Consider the following 15486-nt stretch of genomic DNA (forward strand, 5'->3'; position numbering starts at 1 on the left):
CGAAGGCAACCCCCATGGTTCCATCATGAATGAATCCTCTCCAGATCGTCATCGCCAGATGGCAGCCAATCCGGCTGCCGGAGTGAAGGCGCGCCAAGCCGTCATGCGCCTGTGCGCCCATGCTACCGGCCCCGAACTCGATCATGTTCTTTCGGCCCTGGCCCCGCTTCCTGTTCATGTGGCGCTGCGACCAGCCGCAACAGGCCTCGTCATGCTGCAGGGCAGGGTCGGCGGCGATGGTGGCGCCTTCAACCTGGGTGAAGCGAGCACCTCGCGTGCGACCGTCCGGCTGGAGAACGGGCCGATCGGCTTTGCCTATCATCTCGGCCGCGATCGCACCAAAGCCAGCGCCGCTGCCCTGATCGACGCACTCTGGCAAGACGAGCCCCGCCGCGATGCCGTGGAGCGGGCGCTGCGTCCTGTCGCAGCCCGCCTCGCGGCCGATGCGGAGGTTTCAGCCCGCCAAACAGCGGCAACCAGAGTCAATTTCTTCACCATGGTACGAGGAGAGGACTGATGACCAACCTTGCACTGGACCTCGCGCCCGGCTTCACCAATACCGCGCTCGAATCCCAGGCGGTCTTCCGGGCCTGCATGAATGCGCTGGCCCGTCCCGCCCGTCCCCTGCCCCTCCAAACAAACCTCGCACCGCCGGCGCCGCTGACGCCGGAACTGGCCGCGCTTGCCCTTGCCTTGGCCGATCACGAGGCCCCTCTCTGGCTCGATGCAAGGCTGCAGGCACCGGCGGTGCGCGCCTTTCTCACCTTCCATACCGGAGCCCGCCTGACGGAGGATCCGCAGGAGGCGGCCTTCGCCTTGATCGCAGACGTGGCTGCCTGTCCGGATCTTGCCCATTTCGCCCAGGGCAGCGACGAATATCCCGACCGCTCGACCACGCTGCTGATCGCTCTCGAGCGGCTCGAACCCGGCCACGATCTCGTCTTCACCGGCCCCGGCATCAAGGCCGAGAGCAGCCGGGAAGAAGCCGGCCTGGTGATTGCTCCGCTCCCCTCCGGCCTGCCCCGGCAGCTTGCCGCCAATCACGCGGCCTTCCCGCGTGGCGTCGACCTCGTCTTCACGGCACCGGGCAAGATCGCCGCCCTGCCGCGCTCGTCAAAAATTCTTGGAGCAGACAAGAAAGTTGGAGCAGCCTGATGTATGTCGCCGTCAAGGGTGGCGAGGAAGCCATCGACAATGCCCATAGCCTGCTCGCCCATGTCAGGCGCGGCGACAAGGCGGTGCCCGATCTTGCCACCGACCAGATCCGCGAGCAGCTCACGCTCGGCGTCGACCGCGTGATGGCAGAGGGTTCGCTCTATGATCGTGATCTCGCGGCGCTGGCGATCAAGCAGGCCCGCGGCGACCTGGTCGAAGCGATCTTCCTGGTGCGCGCCTATCGCACCACTCTGCCGCGCTTCGGCGTGGGGGTGCCTGTGGACACGGACGAGATGGCCATCCGCCGCCGTATCTCGGCAACCTTCAAGGATCTGCCCGGCGGCCAAGTGCTCGGTCCGACCTTCGACTACACCCACCGCCTGCTCGACTTCATGCTAGCGGCCGGTGCCGAAATCGAACCGCCCCGGGAGAAACCCGCCACGGACGAGAAGACGCCACGCGTCAGCGACCTGCTCGGCGGCGAAGACTTGATCGAACGCAACGCCGATCCCGATCCCGAACGCCCGGTGGGCGACCTCACCCGCGAGCCCCTGTCCTTCCCGGCCGAGCGCGACTTCAGGCTGCAGGCGCTGGCCCGAGGCGACGAGGGCTTTCTCCTCGCGCTCGCCTATTCCAGCCAGCGCGGCTTTGGCCGCACCCATCCCTTTGTCGGTGAGATCCGTGTGGGAGAAGTGGAGGTGGAATTCGTGCCCGAGGAGCTCGGTTTTGCCGTGCCGATGGGGTCGATCACCGTCACCGAGTGCCAGATGGTCAATCAATTCGCTGGTTCTGCCGAGGCCCCACCGCAATTCACGCGCGGCTATGGCCTGGTCTTCGGGCAGGCCGAGCGCAAGGCGATGTCCATGGCGATGGTCGACCGTTCGCTCCGGGCGCGCGAATTCGGCGAGGAGATGACTGCGCCCGCCCAGGACGAAGAATTCGTGATGTCCCATTGCGACAACGTGCAGGCGACCGGCTTCGTCGAGCATCTGAAACTGCCCCATTACGTCGACTTCCAGGCCGAACTCGACCTGGTCCGGCGCCTGCGGGCCGAACATGCCGAACGCCGCAAGGCGGCACTGGCCGAAGTCGGACAGGAGGACGCAGCATGATCGAGACTCAGGCCCTGCCCACCGGCAGCGAGCGCATCCCCGCGGAGGCCGGCTACAACTTCGCCTATCTGGACGAACAGACCAAGCGCATGATCCGCCGGGCGATCCTCAAGGCCATCGCCATTCCCGGCTATCAGGTGCCGTTCGCTTCGCGCGAGATGCCGATGCCCTATGGCTGGGGCACCGGCGGTGTGCAGGTGACGGCTGCCATCATCGGCCCTGACGACGTGCTGAAGGTGATCGACCAAGGCGCCGACGACACCACCAATGCCGTCTCGATCCGCCGCTTCTTCGCCAAGACGGCCGGCGTTGCCACCACCACCGCGACGCAAGACGCCACCATCATCCAGACACGCCACCGCGTGCCTGAGGCTCCGCTCAAGCCCGACCAGGTTCTGGTCTACCAGGTACCGATCCCCGAGCCGCTGCGCTTCCTGGAGCCGCGCGAGACCGAGACCCGCAAGCTGCACGCCCTCGCCGATTACGGCCTGATGCATGTGAAGCTCTACGAGGACATCGCCCGCCACGGCCATATCGCCACCACTTACGCCTATCCGGTGGAAGTCGCCGGGCGCTATGTCATGGATCCCTCGCCGACGCCAAAATTCGACAATCCCAAGATCGACGATTGCGAGGCACTGCAGCTCTTCGGCGCCGGGCGCGAGAAGCGCATCTATGCTGTGCCGCCGCATACTCGGGTGAGGAGCCTCGATTTCGAGGATCATCCTTTCAGCGTGCAGCGCTTCAAGCAGCCCTGCGCCCTCTGCGCCGCGCAAGGCGTCTATCTCGACGAGGTCGTCCTCGACGATCGCGGCGGCCGCATGTTCGTCTGCTCCGACACCGACCATTGCGAGACCAGGCGGGCAGAAGGACACAAGGGTGCGATGCTGGGCACGGCGCCCGAAACACTGAGCGGCCAGGGTGCGAATTCGCCCTTGCCGGCCGAAGCCGGGAAGACCGCACCATGAGCGCCATCCCTTCCTTATCCGTGCGCATCGGCGACAAGGCTGACCTGCCCGCCGTGCTCACCCTTTACGGACAGCCCGATTTCAACGGCGACAACGTCCTGACGCTCGAGGAGGCCGAGGACAAGCTCCAGCGCCTCGGCCTCTATCCCGATTACACGCTCCATGTCGTCGAACAGGACGGCAGGATCATCGGCACCTTCTGCCTGATGGCGGTCGACAACCTCGCCCGGCGCGGCAGCCCTTTCGCCGTGATCGAGAACGTCGTGATCGCTTCCGACAAGCAAGGCGAAGGCATTGGCCGCCTCATGCTGCAGGCCGCCTTCCGCCTGGCGCAGGAGAAGGGCTGCTACAAGGCCATTCTCGCCTCCAGCCTGCACAATACCGGCGCCCATGCCTTTTACGATTCACTCGGCTTCGAGCGTCACGGCGTGTCCTTCCGCCTATCCTTGCCGGAGAAAGTCGCATGACCTTCAACGATTCCCCGCTGCTCCAGGCACGCGGGTTGACCAAGCATTATGGCACGCGCCTGGGCTGTGCCGACGTCTCCTTCGACCTCTATGAGGGCGAGGTTCTCGCCGTGGTGGGCGAATCCGGATCGGGCAAATCGACCCTGCTCGGTCTCCTGTCCTGTGAAGTCGAACCGACCGCCGGTTCTGTGCATTATCGCATGCGCGACGGCGCCGCTCGCGACCTCTTCTCGCTGAGCGAGGCGGAGCGTCGCTTCCTGCTGCGCACTGACTGGGGCTTCGTGCGCCAGGATGCCCGCGACGGGCTGCGGATGGGCGTCTCGGCCGGCGCAAATGTCGGCGAGCGCCTGATGGCCGTCGGCGCCCGGCATTATGGACGCATTCGGGAATCGGCACTGGACTGGCTCGGCCGGGTGGAGATCGAGGCCGACCGCATCGATGACACGCCGGCCAGTTTCTCCGGCGGCATGCGTCAGCGCCTGCAGATCGCCCGCAACCTCGTCACCCGCCCCCGCCTCGTCTTCATGGACGAGCCGACCTCCGGCCTCGACGTTTCGGTGCAGGCTCGCCTGCTCGACCTCCTGCGCGGCCTCGTCGCCGAAACAGGTATCGCGGTCATCATCGTCACGCACGACCTCGCTGTCGCACGGTTGTTATCGCATCGCATCATGGTGATGCGGCAGGGCCGGGTGATCGAGACGGGCTTGACCGACCAGGTCCTCGACGACCCGCACGAGGCCTACACCCAACTCCTGGTTTCTTCGGTGCTGGCAGCATGACCTCCCCCATCCTTACCCTCGAAGGCGTTTCCAAGAGCTTCACCCTGCATCTCCAGGGTGGCCAGAGCATCGGCGTGATGCAGGATGTCAGCTTCGCCGTCGCCCCCGGTGAATGCGTCGTGCTGGGCGGTCCGTCCGGAGCCGGCAAATCCTCGATCCTCAAGATGATTTACGGCAACTACCGCTGCGATAGGGGATCGATCCTGCTGCGCGAAGGCGAAGACGCCGTGGATATCGCCACGGCTGAACCTCGGCGTATCCTCGCTTTGCGCCGACGCACCATGGGCTATGTCAGCCAGTTCCTGCGTGTCATCCCGCGTGTCTCGGCCCTCGCCATCGTCGCCGAGGCGGCGCGGGAAACCGGCATGGTTGAGGACGCGGCCATTGGGCGCGCCCAGGACCTGCTCCACCGGCTCAACGTGCCGGAACGACTGTGGCGCCTGCCGCCTGCAACCTTCTCGGGCGGTGAGCAGCAGCGTGTCAACATTGCGCGCGGCCTCGCATCCGACCGGCCCCTCCTGCTCCTCGACGAGCCAACCGCCTCGCTCGATGCGGCCAACCGGGCCGTCGTCGTCGAGCTCATCACCACCAAGAAACAAAATGGCGTCGCAATTGTCGGCATCTTTCATGATGAGGATGTGCGCGAGCGAGTCGCAGACCGCGTGGTCGACGTCACCCAGTTTTCCGCAACCTCACTTGCCGCCTGAACGGACATTTCAATCATGCCTGATCTTGAGCAATTTGTTCTCTCAAACGCCCGCCTCGTCCTGGCGGATCATGTGATCGACAAGGGCTGGATCGCGGTCGACAAGGGCCGCATCGTGGACATGGGCGAGGGAGAGGCGCCGGAAAAAGGCCTGGACATGGCGGGAGACCATATCCTGCCCGGGCTGGTGGAACTTCATACCGACCATCTGGAAGCTCATTACTCGCCGCGCCCCTCGGTGCGCTGGCATGCCCTCAGCGCCGTGATGGCCTATGACGCCCAGATCGCCGCCGCCGGCATCACCACCGTGTTCGATTCCATCCGCCTCGGCTCCGAGACGGAGGAGGGCACGATCTCCAAGGAGGGCACGGCCCTGGCCGGGGCCCTGGAAGAGGCACGCCAGCACGGCCATCTGCGCGTAGAGCATCGCACCCATATTCGCTGCGAGCTCGCTACACACGATGTCCTCACCGCCTTCCAGGCATTCCGGGAACTCTACCCCGTTCATCTGGCCTCGTTGATGGATCATACGCCCGGCCAGCGCCAGTTTCGCGATCTCGAAACCTGGATGAGCTTCTACTTTCCACGCCGTGCGCGCGGGGAGACCGATGTCGAGAGCTATATCAAGGCCAAGCTCGACAGGCATGCCCGCTTTGCTGCGCACAGCCGCACCAATCTGGTGGCATTGGCGCGCGAACATGGCATCGTGCTCGCCAGCCACGACGATGCGAGCGCGACCCATGTGGACGAAGCCGTGGCCGATGGCGTGGCCATTGCCGAATTCCCGACCACGCTCGAGGCCGCCCTCGCCTCCCACGCCGCCGGTATCAGCGTGATGATGGGTGCGCCGAACGTCGTGCGCGGTGGCTCCCATTCCGGCAACATCGCGGCGGCGGACCTTGCCGGCCAGGGTGTGCTCGACATCCTCTCCTCCGACTATGTGCCCGCCAGCCTGCTCCTGGCCGCCTTCCAGCTGCCCGAGCGGGTGCCCGCGATCGATCTGCCGGCCGCCGTGCGCATGGTCAGCGATACGCCGGCCCGCGCCACGGGCCTCGACGATCGCGGTCGGTTGGAAAAAGGACGGCGGGCCGATCTGGTGCGCGTGACCCAGGTTGCCTCGGGCGCCAGCACCACGCCGATCATCCGCCGCGTCTGGAACGAGGGCAAGATCGCGGCATGACCGACGAACCCGCTTTGATCCAGCCCAAACCTCGGTTCGGCAAACTGATCGCCATCGTCGGACCGAGCGGCGCGGGCAAGGATACGCTGATCGATGCGGCCCGTGCCCATTTCGCCGGCCATCCCGGCCTGATCTTCCCGCGGCGCGTCATCACGCGGGAAAGCAATTCGGCGGAAGATCACGAGACCCTGACCGAGCAGCATTTTGCCGAGTTGGAGGCCGAGGGTGGTTTTTCGCTCTCTTGGCGCGCCCACGGCCTCAGCTACGCCCTGCCCCTTGAGGTGCGGCTGGCAACCGAAGAGGGCCGCCACGCCGTCTGCAATCTCTCCCGTTCCAGCCTGCCGGAGGCGCGCCAGCGCTTCGCCGGCCTCAGCGTGGTGTTGATCACCGCACCGGCCGAGATCATCGCCCAGCGTCTGGCTGCCCGCGGCCGCGAAAGCGAAGAGATGATCCGGGCGCGGCTGGCTCGCAAGATCGATCGCGAGGACACCCTCGCCCCCGATCTCATCATCAGCAACGACGGACCGGTGGAAGCGGCAATCGACAGGCTGATCGCCCATCTGCAGGCCGAACTTTCGGGGCAAGTTCAGGCGGTGGAATAGGCTGGATCGGCCTATTGGGCGTTCAGGCTCGCGGGCCGGCAACCGATCCCCGCAAATCGAGCTGACAGGGCACTTCGACGGCCCGAGGCGCCTCGCCGGGTTCCGCCAGGCGCTGCATGAGCTGGGCCCAGGCAACTTCGGCGATCGCCTCCACCGGCTGTATCACCGCGGCGATCGGCGGGTGGGTCACCTGCATCCATTCGATGTCGTCGAAGCCCACAACCGACAGATCCCTGGGCATGACGAGGCCGCGTCGCTCCACTTCCCGCAGGGCCGCGAGCGTAGCAGGGCTATAGAGCGCGAAGACGGCCGTCGGCAGCTCTCCCCTGTCGAAACGTGCAGCCATGGCCTCCATGGCCGATGCGACATCGGGACCACACAGCAGAACTTCGACATTATCGGCGACGCCCGCCTGGTGTGCCGCTGCCATCGCGCCGTTGACGCGATCGCGCATATTGGTGAGGTCGAGAGAGGAGGGCCCGAGCAAGATGCGCCGGTGTCCCAGGGCCACGAGTTCGCGAATGACTGCAGCACTGGCCTCGATATTGTTGACGCTGACGCGATCGAATCCGGTCTCGTCCGGGACGCGATCGAGCAGGACCGTGGCGACCTTCTGATCGAGCAGCGAGCCTTCCGCCGCCGGGCGCCCATCCGTCGGCACGACGATCATGCCGGCGACGCGCCAGTCGAGCAGCGCCTCGGTCTGGGCGGCCTCCCGCTCGGCCTTCTCGGCGCTGGAAACGGTCACCAGACGATAGCCGCTGCCCTCCGCCAGACGCTCGAAATGGGCAACCATGGAACCGAAGAACGGATTGCGGAAGTCCGGGACGATCAGCCCGACGATCGAACGGCGCGACCGGCGCAGATTGGCAGCCAGCGGGTCCACCCGAAAGCCAAGTTCCCGAACGGCGGCATGAATACGCGCGACACTCTCGGCCTTCACTGCGCCGAGGCCGCGGAGCACTTTGGAAACGGTGGCAGGCGAGACATTCGCAAGCCGGGCAACATCATGAATAGTTGCCCGCTCACCCGGTATCTTGCGCGGCGGTTCGTTGGATTGCATGGCCCCCGCCCCTGTCACGAACGAACACTCACGCGATGATAACACAGATAAATCGATTTTCTTCTGTCAATTGGCTCCCTTCATTGAAGGCTGCCAATTGACGTATTGATATTAAATTACGCCGGATCGACCAGGTGTCAAAGGTCTTTCAAGATCTTCGAACCGAGCGCAATCCATTTGCGCTCAAGTCGCAAAGCGGAAATGCAGCACATCGCCGTCGACGACCACATAATCCTTGCCTTCCAGCCGGAACTTGCCGGCTTCCTTGGCGCCCGCCTCACCGTTGAGAGCGACATAGTCGGCATAGGCGATGGTTTCGGAACGGATGAAACCCTTCTCGAAATCGGAGTGGATCACGCCGGCGGCTTGCGGGGCGCGCATGCCCTTGGTGATGGTCCAGGCCCGTGCCTCCTTCGGCCCCACCGTGAAATAGGTGACGAGGTCGAGCAGTTCATAGCCGGTGCGGATGACGCGGTTGAGACCCGGTTCGCTCAAGCCGATGGCGTCGAGATAATCCTTCTGCTCCTCGGGCGGCAGGATGGCGATCTCACTCTCGATCTTGGCCGATACCACTACCGCCTTGGCGCCTTCCTCGGCAGCACGCTTCTTCACCTTTTCAGACAGGCCATTGCCCTTGTCGGCAGAGGCCTCCTCGACATTGCAGACATAGAGGACCGGCTTGGCGGTAAGAAGCTGCAGCATGTCGAAGGCCCGGCGTTCCTCCGGCTTGACGTCGACCAGGCGAGCCGGCTTGCCCTCACGCAGCAACACCAGCGCCCGGTTGATCAGGTCGAGGCTTTCCTTGGCCTCTTTGTCGCCGCTGCGCGCCTTCTTCTCCAGCGCCACCATGCGACGCTCCAGGCTGTCGAGGTCGGCGATCATCAGTTCGGTCTCGATGGTCTCGATATCGGCCACCGGATCGATCTTGCCTTCGACATGGGTGACGTCGCCGTCCTCGAAGCAGCGCACCACGTGGGCGATGGCATCACATTCGCGGATATTGCCGAGGAATTGGTTGCCCAGCCCTTCACCCTTGGAGGCGCCGCGCACCAGGCCGGCAATGTCCACGAAGGTCAGCCGTGTCGGAATGATGGTACCGGACTTGGCAATGGCCGCGAGCTTCTCCAGGCGCTCGTCCGGCACCGCCACGTCACCGACATTAGGTTCGATGGTGCAGAAGGGATAGTTGGCCGCCTGTGCCGCCGCCGTCTGCGTCAGCGCGTTGAACAGGGTCGACTTGCCGACATTGGGCAGGCCGACAATTCCGCATTTGAAACCCATGGTGATCGCTCGTTCATCTTGTAGCCGGCGCGCTTTTGCCGCCGACGAAAACCGTTAAGGCGCTGGGTAGATAGGAAGCAGCGCAACGTCAATCGCTCGGCCGAGCCGGACGGCTCGTCCAGCCGATTCTTCAAGCCCCTGCGAGCCAATGCAGACCGCGTTTGATCTGCAAGACTTCAAACACTTGCCGGCTTCATCTGCTTCACCCCTTCGTGGATGATGCAGATGAAGCCGGCTTGGCCGCACCGTGTCCCCTTGCCTCCATGAACAGGTGGACCTTGTTCTGGAAGCTCGCCTCCTCCCCGCTCGCCAGCAGTGGTGCCGCATCCGCGCAGGCGGAGCACAGATCCTCGACCCAGGGCCACTCCGCCTTGGCGAAGTCACTGAGCACGAAATGATGCACCAGCGCCTTGTCACCGGGATGACCGATGCCGAGCCGAGCGCGGCGATAGTCGTTGCCGCAATGGGCGGTGATCGATCTCAAGCCATTATGACCGGCATTGCCGCCGCCGACCTTCACGCGCAGCTTGGCGGGCGCCAGATCGAGTTCGTCGTGAAAGACGGTGAGATCGGTAAGACCGATCTTGAAGAAGCGCATGGCCTCCCCAACCGACTGTCCGCTTTCGTTCATATAAGTCTGGGGCTTGAGCAGCATGACACGCTCGCCGCCAATGCTGCCTTCGCTGATCTGGCCCTGGAAGCGGGCGCGCCAGGGCGCGAAACGGTGGCGCCGCGCCATCTCGTCGATGACAAGGAAACCGATATTGTGACGATTGCCGGCATATTTGGCGCCCGGATTACCGAGCCCGACAAAAAGACGCATGATAGCCCCCACTAGAGCAAAGCGCGTTTAAGCGGATACGCTCTCTTGCTCCAGCTCCTTGTTTCCAAGCCAATCCAACGGATTGGCTAGAGCGTCTTTGCGGTTCTAGGTGACTCCGTCGAATCGCCAAACGCTCTTGTGCGAATGGCCGGGACGAGCCCGGCCATCGCAGCAATATTCGAAGTCGGATTACTTCTTGGCGGCGTCGGCAGGCTCGGCAGCCACTTCGGCTTCGGGAGCAGCCTCTTCATCGGCCGGCGGCAGGATCGAAACCAGCGTCGCATCGTCCTGGCCGGCGTAGGAAACGCCTTCCGGCAGCTTGATCTGCGAGAGGTGGATCGAATCGTTGATGTCGAGAGCGGCAACGTCGACATCGATCGAATCGGGGATCCTGTCGGCCGGGGCCAGAACCGAGAGCGAATGCGTCACGATATTGACGGAACCACCACGCTTCACACCCACCGAGGTCGCGGCATTGACGGCATGGACGGGAACGTCGACGCGCAGACGCGAGCCGGCATCGATGCGCAGGAAGTCGACATGCTCGACGGTGTCCTTCACCGGATCGAGAGCATAGTCGCGCGGAATAGCGCGGGTCTTGCTGCCATCCACCTCGATCTCGAACACGGTGGTGAGGAAGTGGCCGGCATAAACTAGTCGGTTGGTTTCCTTGGCATCGAGCGCGATGGAAACGGGGGGCTTGCCGGAGCCGTAGATCACGGCCGGCACCTTGCCTTCACGACGAACGGCACGCGCGGCCCCCTTGCCCACTTGCGTGCGAGCCGTGGCGGAAATCTGCTTCACGGACATTGTGTATTCCTAGGTTGTTCAAAGAAAAAGGCCGCTGGCGCGGCCGGTTCGGTCGTCCCGCATTGCCTCCAGGGGTGTCTGGTCGCGGAACGGCGTTCTCATAGACGTATCGGGGGCGAAATGCAAGAAGCCTGGTGTTCCCGTCTTCTCAGCTCCATCAAGAGATGGTGCGGGATCGGCATGAATGTGCCATGCCCGTCCAAAGGTGCCATGGCCGGTCTGAAGACGGGCGCACCATGCAGCCTCCTCGCCGTTCAATGTCCCTCGAAAGATACCAGTGTGTGGACCGGCACGCCGAGCGCCCGGATCTTGTCGGCCCCCTTCAGGTCCGGCAGGTCGATGATGAAGACCGCCGCCAGGACATCGGCACCGATTTCACGCAACAGCTTGACCGCCGCTTCCGCTGTACCGCCGGTGGCAATGAGATCGTCCACGACAAGGACCCGTTCGCCCGGCTTCACCGCATCCTTGTGGACCTCCATTTCGTCGAGGCCGTATTCCAGGGAATAGGCGATGCGCACGGTTTCGTGCGGCAGCTTGCCTTTCTTACGCACAGGCACGAAGCCGGATGAAAGCTGATGGGCCAGAGCCCCTCCCAGGATGAAGCCACGCGCCTCGATCCCGGCAACCTTGTCGATCTTGGCACCCGCCCAAGGCTGGACCAGTTCGTCGACCGCACGCCGGAAGGCCCAGGCGTCCCCCAGCAAGGTGGTGATATCGCGGAACGCCACTCCCGGCTTGGGATAGTCCGGAATGGTGCGGATCGCGTCCTTGAGGATGCGGGCCGTCGAGCCCGAGAGTTCTGTCTTGGCGGTCATAGTCTGCCTTCCACGGATTCGATGCCGAAAAAGACCACGCCCTTGCCCAAGAGTCGAGGCCGGGCTGGCGCAGAAAGGCCCGCATTCCCCTTCACAGACAGCCGATTAAAATAATGAAGGCCGGAGATCGACGATCCCCGGCCTTCGTCAATCAAGTCTCGATCGAAGCCCTCAATGAGCGTCGGCCCAAATCTTCTTCTTGGTGTAATAGAGCAGGCCGGCCAGCACGATCAGGAAGATGATGACCACGAAACCGGTCTGCTTGCGCTTTTCAAGCGAGGGATCGGCGGCCCAGGCCAGGAAAGCGGCCACGTCACGCGTGTACTGGTCAACCGTCTGCGGCGCGCCGTCGGTATATTCCACCTGACCGTCGGCCAGCGGCTTGGCCATGCCAAGCGAAGCACCGAAGATCTTGTTGTAATGCCCGTTCGGGGGAACGGTGACGCCCTCCGGCGGCTTCTCGTCATCCTTCAGATAACCGTCGGTGATCAGGGCATGGATATAGTCCGGCCCCTGCTCCTGGTACTGGGTGAAGATGTCGAAGACGAAGCCGGGGAAGCCGGACTTCACGCCCCGTGCCTTGGCGAGCAGGGACATGTCCGGCGGCACCGCGCCATTGTTGGCGACGGCGGCGGCCTGATCGTTCGGATAGACCAGCGGGAAGTAGTCCGCGGGACGCCCCTTGCGCTCCAGCACCTCGCCCTTGTCGTTGGGCACGTCCATGACGGTGTATTCGGCAGCAAGCGCCTTCACCTGCCCTTCGGTGAAGCCGGGGCCGCCGGGATCGGATAGGGTGCGGAAGGCAACGCGATGCAGGCTGTGGCAGGCCGAGCAGACTTCGCGATAGACCTTGAAGCCACGCTGCAGCTGGCCCTGATCATAGCGACCGAACGGGCCCGCGAAGCTCCATTGCTGGCGGGTCGGCTGCTCGCCGCCCTCCGCCAAGGCGGGCTGGGACAGACCGGCGGCGCCGAACAGGGTGGCCAGGGCGACAGCCAGGCCGGCCACACGTGAAGGTTTGAACATCTCAATCATCTCGTTCGCCCCTCAGCCCTTGCTTTGCGATTCGGCGGTGTTTGCGGCCGGCAGGGGGATGCCGCCCGTTTTCGCCAGAATGGCATCGGCGATCGAAGCGGGAACCGGCTTGGTCTGCTCAAACAACCCCAGCAACGGCAGGGCGATGAGGAAGTAGGCGAAGTACAGCGCGGTCAGAATCTGGCCGATCAGTACCTTCGAGCCTTCCGGCGGCTGCGAGCCGATCCAGCCGAGGCCGATGCAAATAGCCACGAAGATGAAGAACACCCAGCGGAACACCGGACGATAGACCGCCGAGCGCACCTTCGATGTGTCGAGCCAGGGCAGCAGCGCCAGCATGACGATCGCGGCGAACATCATGATGACGCCCAGCAGCTTGTCCGGGATGGAACGCAGGATCGCGTAGAAGGGCAGGAAGTACCATTCGGGCACGATATGCGCGGGCGTCTTGCCGGGATCGAAGGTGATGTAGTTCTCCGGATCACCCAGATAGTCCGGCATGTAGAACACGAAATACATGAAGAAGACGAGGAAGCAGGCGATGCCGAAGGCATCCTTCAGCGTCGCATACGGCGTGAAGGGTACCGAGTCCTTGTCTGACTTGATGTCGACGCCGGTCGGATTGTTCTGGCCGACCACATGCAGCGCCCAGATATGCAGCACGACGACGCCGGCGATCATGAACGGCAGCAGATAATGCAGCGAGAAGAAGCGATTCAGGGTCGGATTGCCCACCGAATACCCGCCCCACAGCCAGGTCACGATCGACTTGCCGAACACGGGAATGGCGGAGAACAGGTTGGTGATGACGGTAGCACCCCAGCCCGACATCTGGCCCCAGGGCAGCACATAACCCATGAAGCCGGTCGCCATCATCAAGAGGAAGATGACGACACCGAGCAGCCACAGCACCTCGCGGGGGCCCTTATAGGAGCCATAATACATGCCGCGGGCAATGTGGAGATAGACGGCGATGAAGAACATCGAGGCGCCGTTGGCGTGCAGCTTCTGGATTAGCCAACCCCAGTTTACGTCGCGACGGATCAGGTCCACCGAGGTGAAGGCCAGGCTCGAATCGGAGACGTAGTGCATCGCCAGCACCACGCCCGTGAGGATCTGCGCACCCAGCATGAAGGAGAGGATGGCGCCGAAGGTCCACATATAATTGAGGTTGCGCGGCGTGGGATAGGCGATGAACGAGGAGTGGACGAGCCCGCCGATCGGCAGACGGCTCTCGAACCACCGTCCAAGGCCGGATTTCGGAGTCCAGGTCGAGGTTCCGCTCATGAATTGTGACCTTAAGCTTGTGCGTTCGATTCGGCGCCGATCATAATCTTGGTCGGGCTCTCGAAATTATAGGGCGGAACTTCCAGGTTGAGCGGAGCCGGACCCTGACGGATGCGTCCCGAGGTATCGTAGACCGAACCATGGCAGGGGCAGAACCAGCCATGATAGGCCCCCTCGTTGACCAACGGGATGCAGCCCAGATGCGTGCAGATGCCGACCACGACGAGCCATTGCGCCTGATCTTTCTTGACCCGGTCCGCATCCGCCTGCGGGTCCTTCAGATCACCCAGCTTGACGTCCTCGGCCGCAGCAATTTCAGCCTTGGTGCGGTGACGAACGAAGATCGGCTTGCCGCGCCAGAAGATCTTCACCGACTGCCCCTCGGGAATCGGGGCCAGGTCAACCTCGACCGGCACGCCCGCCGCGATGGTTGCCTTGTCCGGATTCATCTGGCTGATGAAAGGCCAAGCTGCGCCAGCGACACCCACAGCACCGACCGCGCCGGTGGCAATGTAAATGAAATCGCGACGAGTGGGCTCTGCGGCGTGTTCGTTCGTGACTGACACGGATCGATCCTTCTCATACGTCGCATCCCGGCCACCGCCGGGATGATGGAGGAACCGGACGCATCAGTCCCGCACCATCCAACTCTGCCAAATCTCGGCCACCCCAGCCGCGCAAAACCGGATCGCGGCGAAACTGGGGCAAACCTTATCAAGGGGCTCATGCCACTCTGTTGCGAAGTTGTCTAGATCGTGCAGCCCGCAAATGGCGCTATGTCGCATGACATCAACGCCAATCATGCAGATTCTCCATGCCCGATGCCGGGCAGGTGTCCTATGAAGACACTCTTCGCTTTCCGCCACGAAAACCCGAATGCCCCTCACTCTCGCCCTCTTCCAGCCCGACATCCCCCAGAACGCCGGCACCATGCTGCGCCTATGCGCCTGCCTCGGGGTAAAGGCGGCCATCATCGAGCCGGCGGCCTTTCCCGTCTCGGACCGGGCCTTCCGCCGGGCCGGCATGGACTATCTCGATCGCCTCGCCATAGACCGCCACATTTCCTTTCCGGCCTTCGAGGCATGGCGAGCCGCGAACAAACAAAGGCTGGTTTTGCTGACGACCAGGGGCGCGGTGCCTCATACCAACCATGTCTTTCAACCGGACGACATCCTGATGGTCGGCAGGGAATCGGCCGGCGTGCCCGATATGGTTCATGCTGCAGCCGACGCGCGGGTGATCGTGCCGATGCGTCCGGGGTTGCGTTCGCTGAACGTGGCTGTTGCTGCCGCCATGGTGCTCGGCGAGGCCCTGCGCCAGACCGATGGCTTCCCTTCCCCGGCAGATTCTGCTTGAGCGAACACCGGCCTTCTTCCGGCCGCCATTGATCCTGCGCAATT

General features: G+C 63.7%; 16 protein-coding genes and 1 pseudogene. 10 read left to right on the plus strand and 7 right to left on the minus strand.

What is annotated here, in order from left to right; genetic code table 11:
* Positions 1-58 precede the first annotated feature (58 nt).
* Genes phnG through phnN form a run of 9 tightly spaced genes read left to right on the plus strand, consistent with a single transcriptional unit; the run spans position 59 to position 6969 of the window.
* Complete coding sequence (gene phnG / locus ACR9ZN_RS16605; protein ID WP_481274363.1) at positions 59-517, plus strand: phosphonate C-P lyase system protein PhnG; 459 nt, start codon at positions 59-61, stop codon at positions 515-517.
* Positions 517-1155, plus strand: coding sequence for a phosphonate C-P lyase system protein PhnH (phnH, locus tag ACR9ZN_RS16610; RefSeq protein ID WP_481272706.1), 639 nt, complete (start codon positions 517-519; stop codon positions 1153-1155). The genes phnG and phnH overlap by 1 nt, the downstream gene beginning before the upstream one ends.
* Positions 1155-2267, plus strand: a complete 1113-nt coding sequence (locus ACR9ZN_RS16615) for a carbon-phosphorus lyase complex subunit (RefSeq protein WP_481272707.1) — start codon at positions 1155-1157, stop codon at positions 2265-2267. Before phnH ends, ACR9ZN_RS16615 begins: the two co-directional genes overlap by 1 nt.
* Positions 2264-3235 carry an alpha-D-ribose 1-methylphosphonate 5-phosphate C-P-lyase PhnJ gene (locus tag ACR9ZN_RS16620; protein WP_454815156.1) on the plus strand — a complete coding sequence of 324 codons (972 nt, stop codon included), beginning with the start codon at positions 2264-2266 and terminating at the stop codon, positions 3233-3235. Before ACR9ZN_RS16615 ends, ACR9ZN_RS16620 begins: the two co-directional genes overlap by 4 nt.
* A complete protein-coding gene (locus tag ACR9ZN_RS16625) occupies positions 3232-3702 on the plus strand; it encodes an N-acetyltransferase family protein (protein ID WP_481272708.1) in 471 nt (156 codons plus the stop codon). The genes ACR9ZN_RS16620 and ACR9ZN_RS16625 overlap by 4 nt, the downstream gene beginning before the upstream one ends.
* On the plus strand, positions 3699-4481 hold the full coding sequence (phnK, locus tag ACR9ZN_RS16630; protein ID WP_481272709.1) for a phosphonate C-P lyase system protein PhnK: 783 nt from the start codon (positions 3699-3701) through the stop codon (positions 4479-4481). Before ACR9ZN_RS16625 ends, phnK begins: the two co-directional genes overlap by 4 nt.
* Positions 4478-5188: a phosphonate C-P lyase system protein PhnL gene (gene phnL / locus ACR9ZN_RS16635; RefSeq protein WP_481272710.1), complete on the plus strand. Its 711-nt coding sequence runs from the start codon at positions 4478-4480 to the stop codon at positions 5186-5188. The genes phnK and phnL overlap by 4 nt, the downstream gene beginning before the upstream one ends.
* A gap of 15 nt (positions 5189-5203) precedes the next feature.
* Complete coding sequence (locus tag ACR9ZN_RS16640) at positions 5204-6367, plus strand: alpha-D-ribose 1-methylphosphonate 5-triphosphate diphosphatase (RefSeq protein ID WP_441770463.1); 1164 nt, start codon at positions 5204-5206, stop codon at positions 6365-6367.
* Positions 6364-6969, plus strand: a complete 606-nt coding sequence (phnN, locus tag ACR9ZN_RS16645; protein WP_454815164.1) for a phosphonate metabolism protein/1,5-bisphosphokinase (PRPP-forming) PhnN — start codon at positions 6364-6366, stop codon at positions 6967-6969. The genes ACR9ZN_RS16640 and phnN overlap by 4 nt, the downstream gene beginning before the upstream one ends.
* A gap of 22 nt (positions 6970-6991) precedes the next feature.
* Here the strand turns inward: phnN and ACR9ZN_RS16650 are convergent, their stop codons facing one another.
* From ACR9ZN_RS16650 to petA, 7 genes and pseudogenes are all read right to left on the minus strand, one after another.
* Positions 6992-8032, minus strand: coding sequence for a LacI family DNA-binding transcriptional regulator (locus ACR9ZN_RS16650; RefSeq protein ID WP_434957514.1), 1041 nt, complete (start codon positions 8030-8032; stop codon positions 6992-6994).
* A gap of 183 nt (positions 8033-8215) precedes the next feature.
* Positions 8216-9313 carry a redox-regulated ATPase YchF gene (gene ychF, locus ACR9ZN_RS16655; protein WP_441770462.1) on the minus strand — a complete coding sequence of 366 codons (1098 nt, stop codon included), beginning with the start codon at positions 9311-9313 and terminating at the stop codon, positions 8216-8218.
* A 202-nt stretch (positions 9314-9515) separates the two neighbouring features.
* Positions 9516-10136, minus strand: a complete 621-nt coding sequence (gene pth / locus ACR9ZN_RS16660) for an aminoacyl-tRNA hydrolase (protein WP_481272711.1) — start codon at positions 10134-10136, stop codon at positions 9516-9518.
* 189 nt (positions 10137-10325) lie between these two features.
* A complete protein-coding gene (locus ACR9ZN_RS16665) occupies positions 10326-10946 on the minus strand; it encodes a 50S ribosomal protein L25/general stress protein Ctc (RefSeq protein ID WP_481272712.1) in 621 nt (206 codons plus the stop codon).
* Positions 10947-11200: 254 nt separating this feature from the next.
* Positions 11201-11764, minus strand: a complete 564-nt coding sequence (locus tag ACR9ZN_RS16670) for an adenine phosphoribosyltransferase (protein ID WP_434957518.1) — start codon at positions 11762-11764, stop codon at positions 11201-11203.
* 171 nt (positions 11765-11935) lie between these two features.
* Positions 11936-14086, minus strand: a pseudogene (locus tag ACR9ZN_RS16675) (cytochrome c1).
* A gap of 11 nt (positions 14087-14097) precedes the next feature.
* Positions 14098-14652, minus strand: a complete 555-nt coding sequence (gene petA, locus ACR9ZN_RS16680; RefSeq protein ID WP_454815169.1) for a ubiquinol-cytochrome c reductase iron-sulfur subunit — start codon at positions 14650-14652, stop codon at positions 14098-14100.
* Positions 14653-14962: 310 nt separating this feature from the next.
* Here petA and ACR9ZN_RS16685 point away from each other — a divergent pair, with 310 nt between their 5' ends.
* Positions 14963-15442 (plus strand): tRNA (cytidine(34)-2'-O)-methyltransferase, encoded by a 480-nt coding sequence (locus tag ACR9ZN_RS16685; RefSeq protein WP_441770459.1) that lies wholly within the window; start codon positions 14963-14965, stop codon positions 15440-15442.
* Positions 15443-15486 lie beyond the last annotated feature (44 nt).

The sequence above is a fragment of the Labrys sp. HAY1-8F genome, from assembly GCF_056754975.1.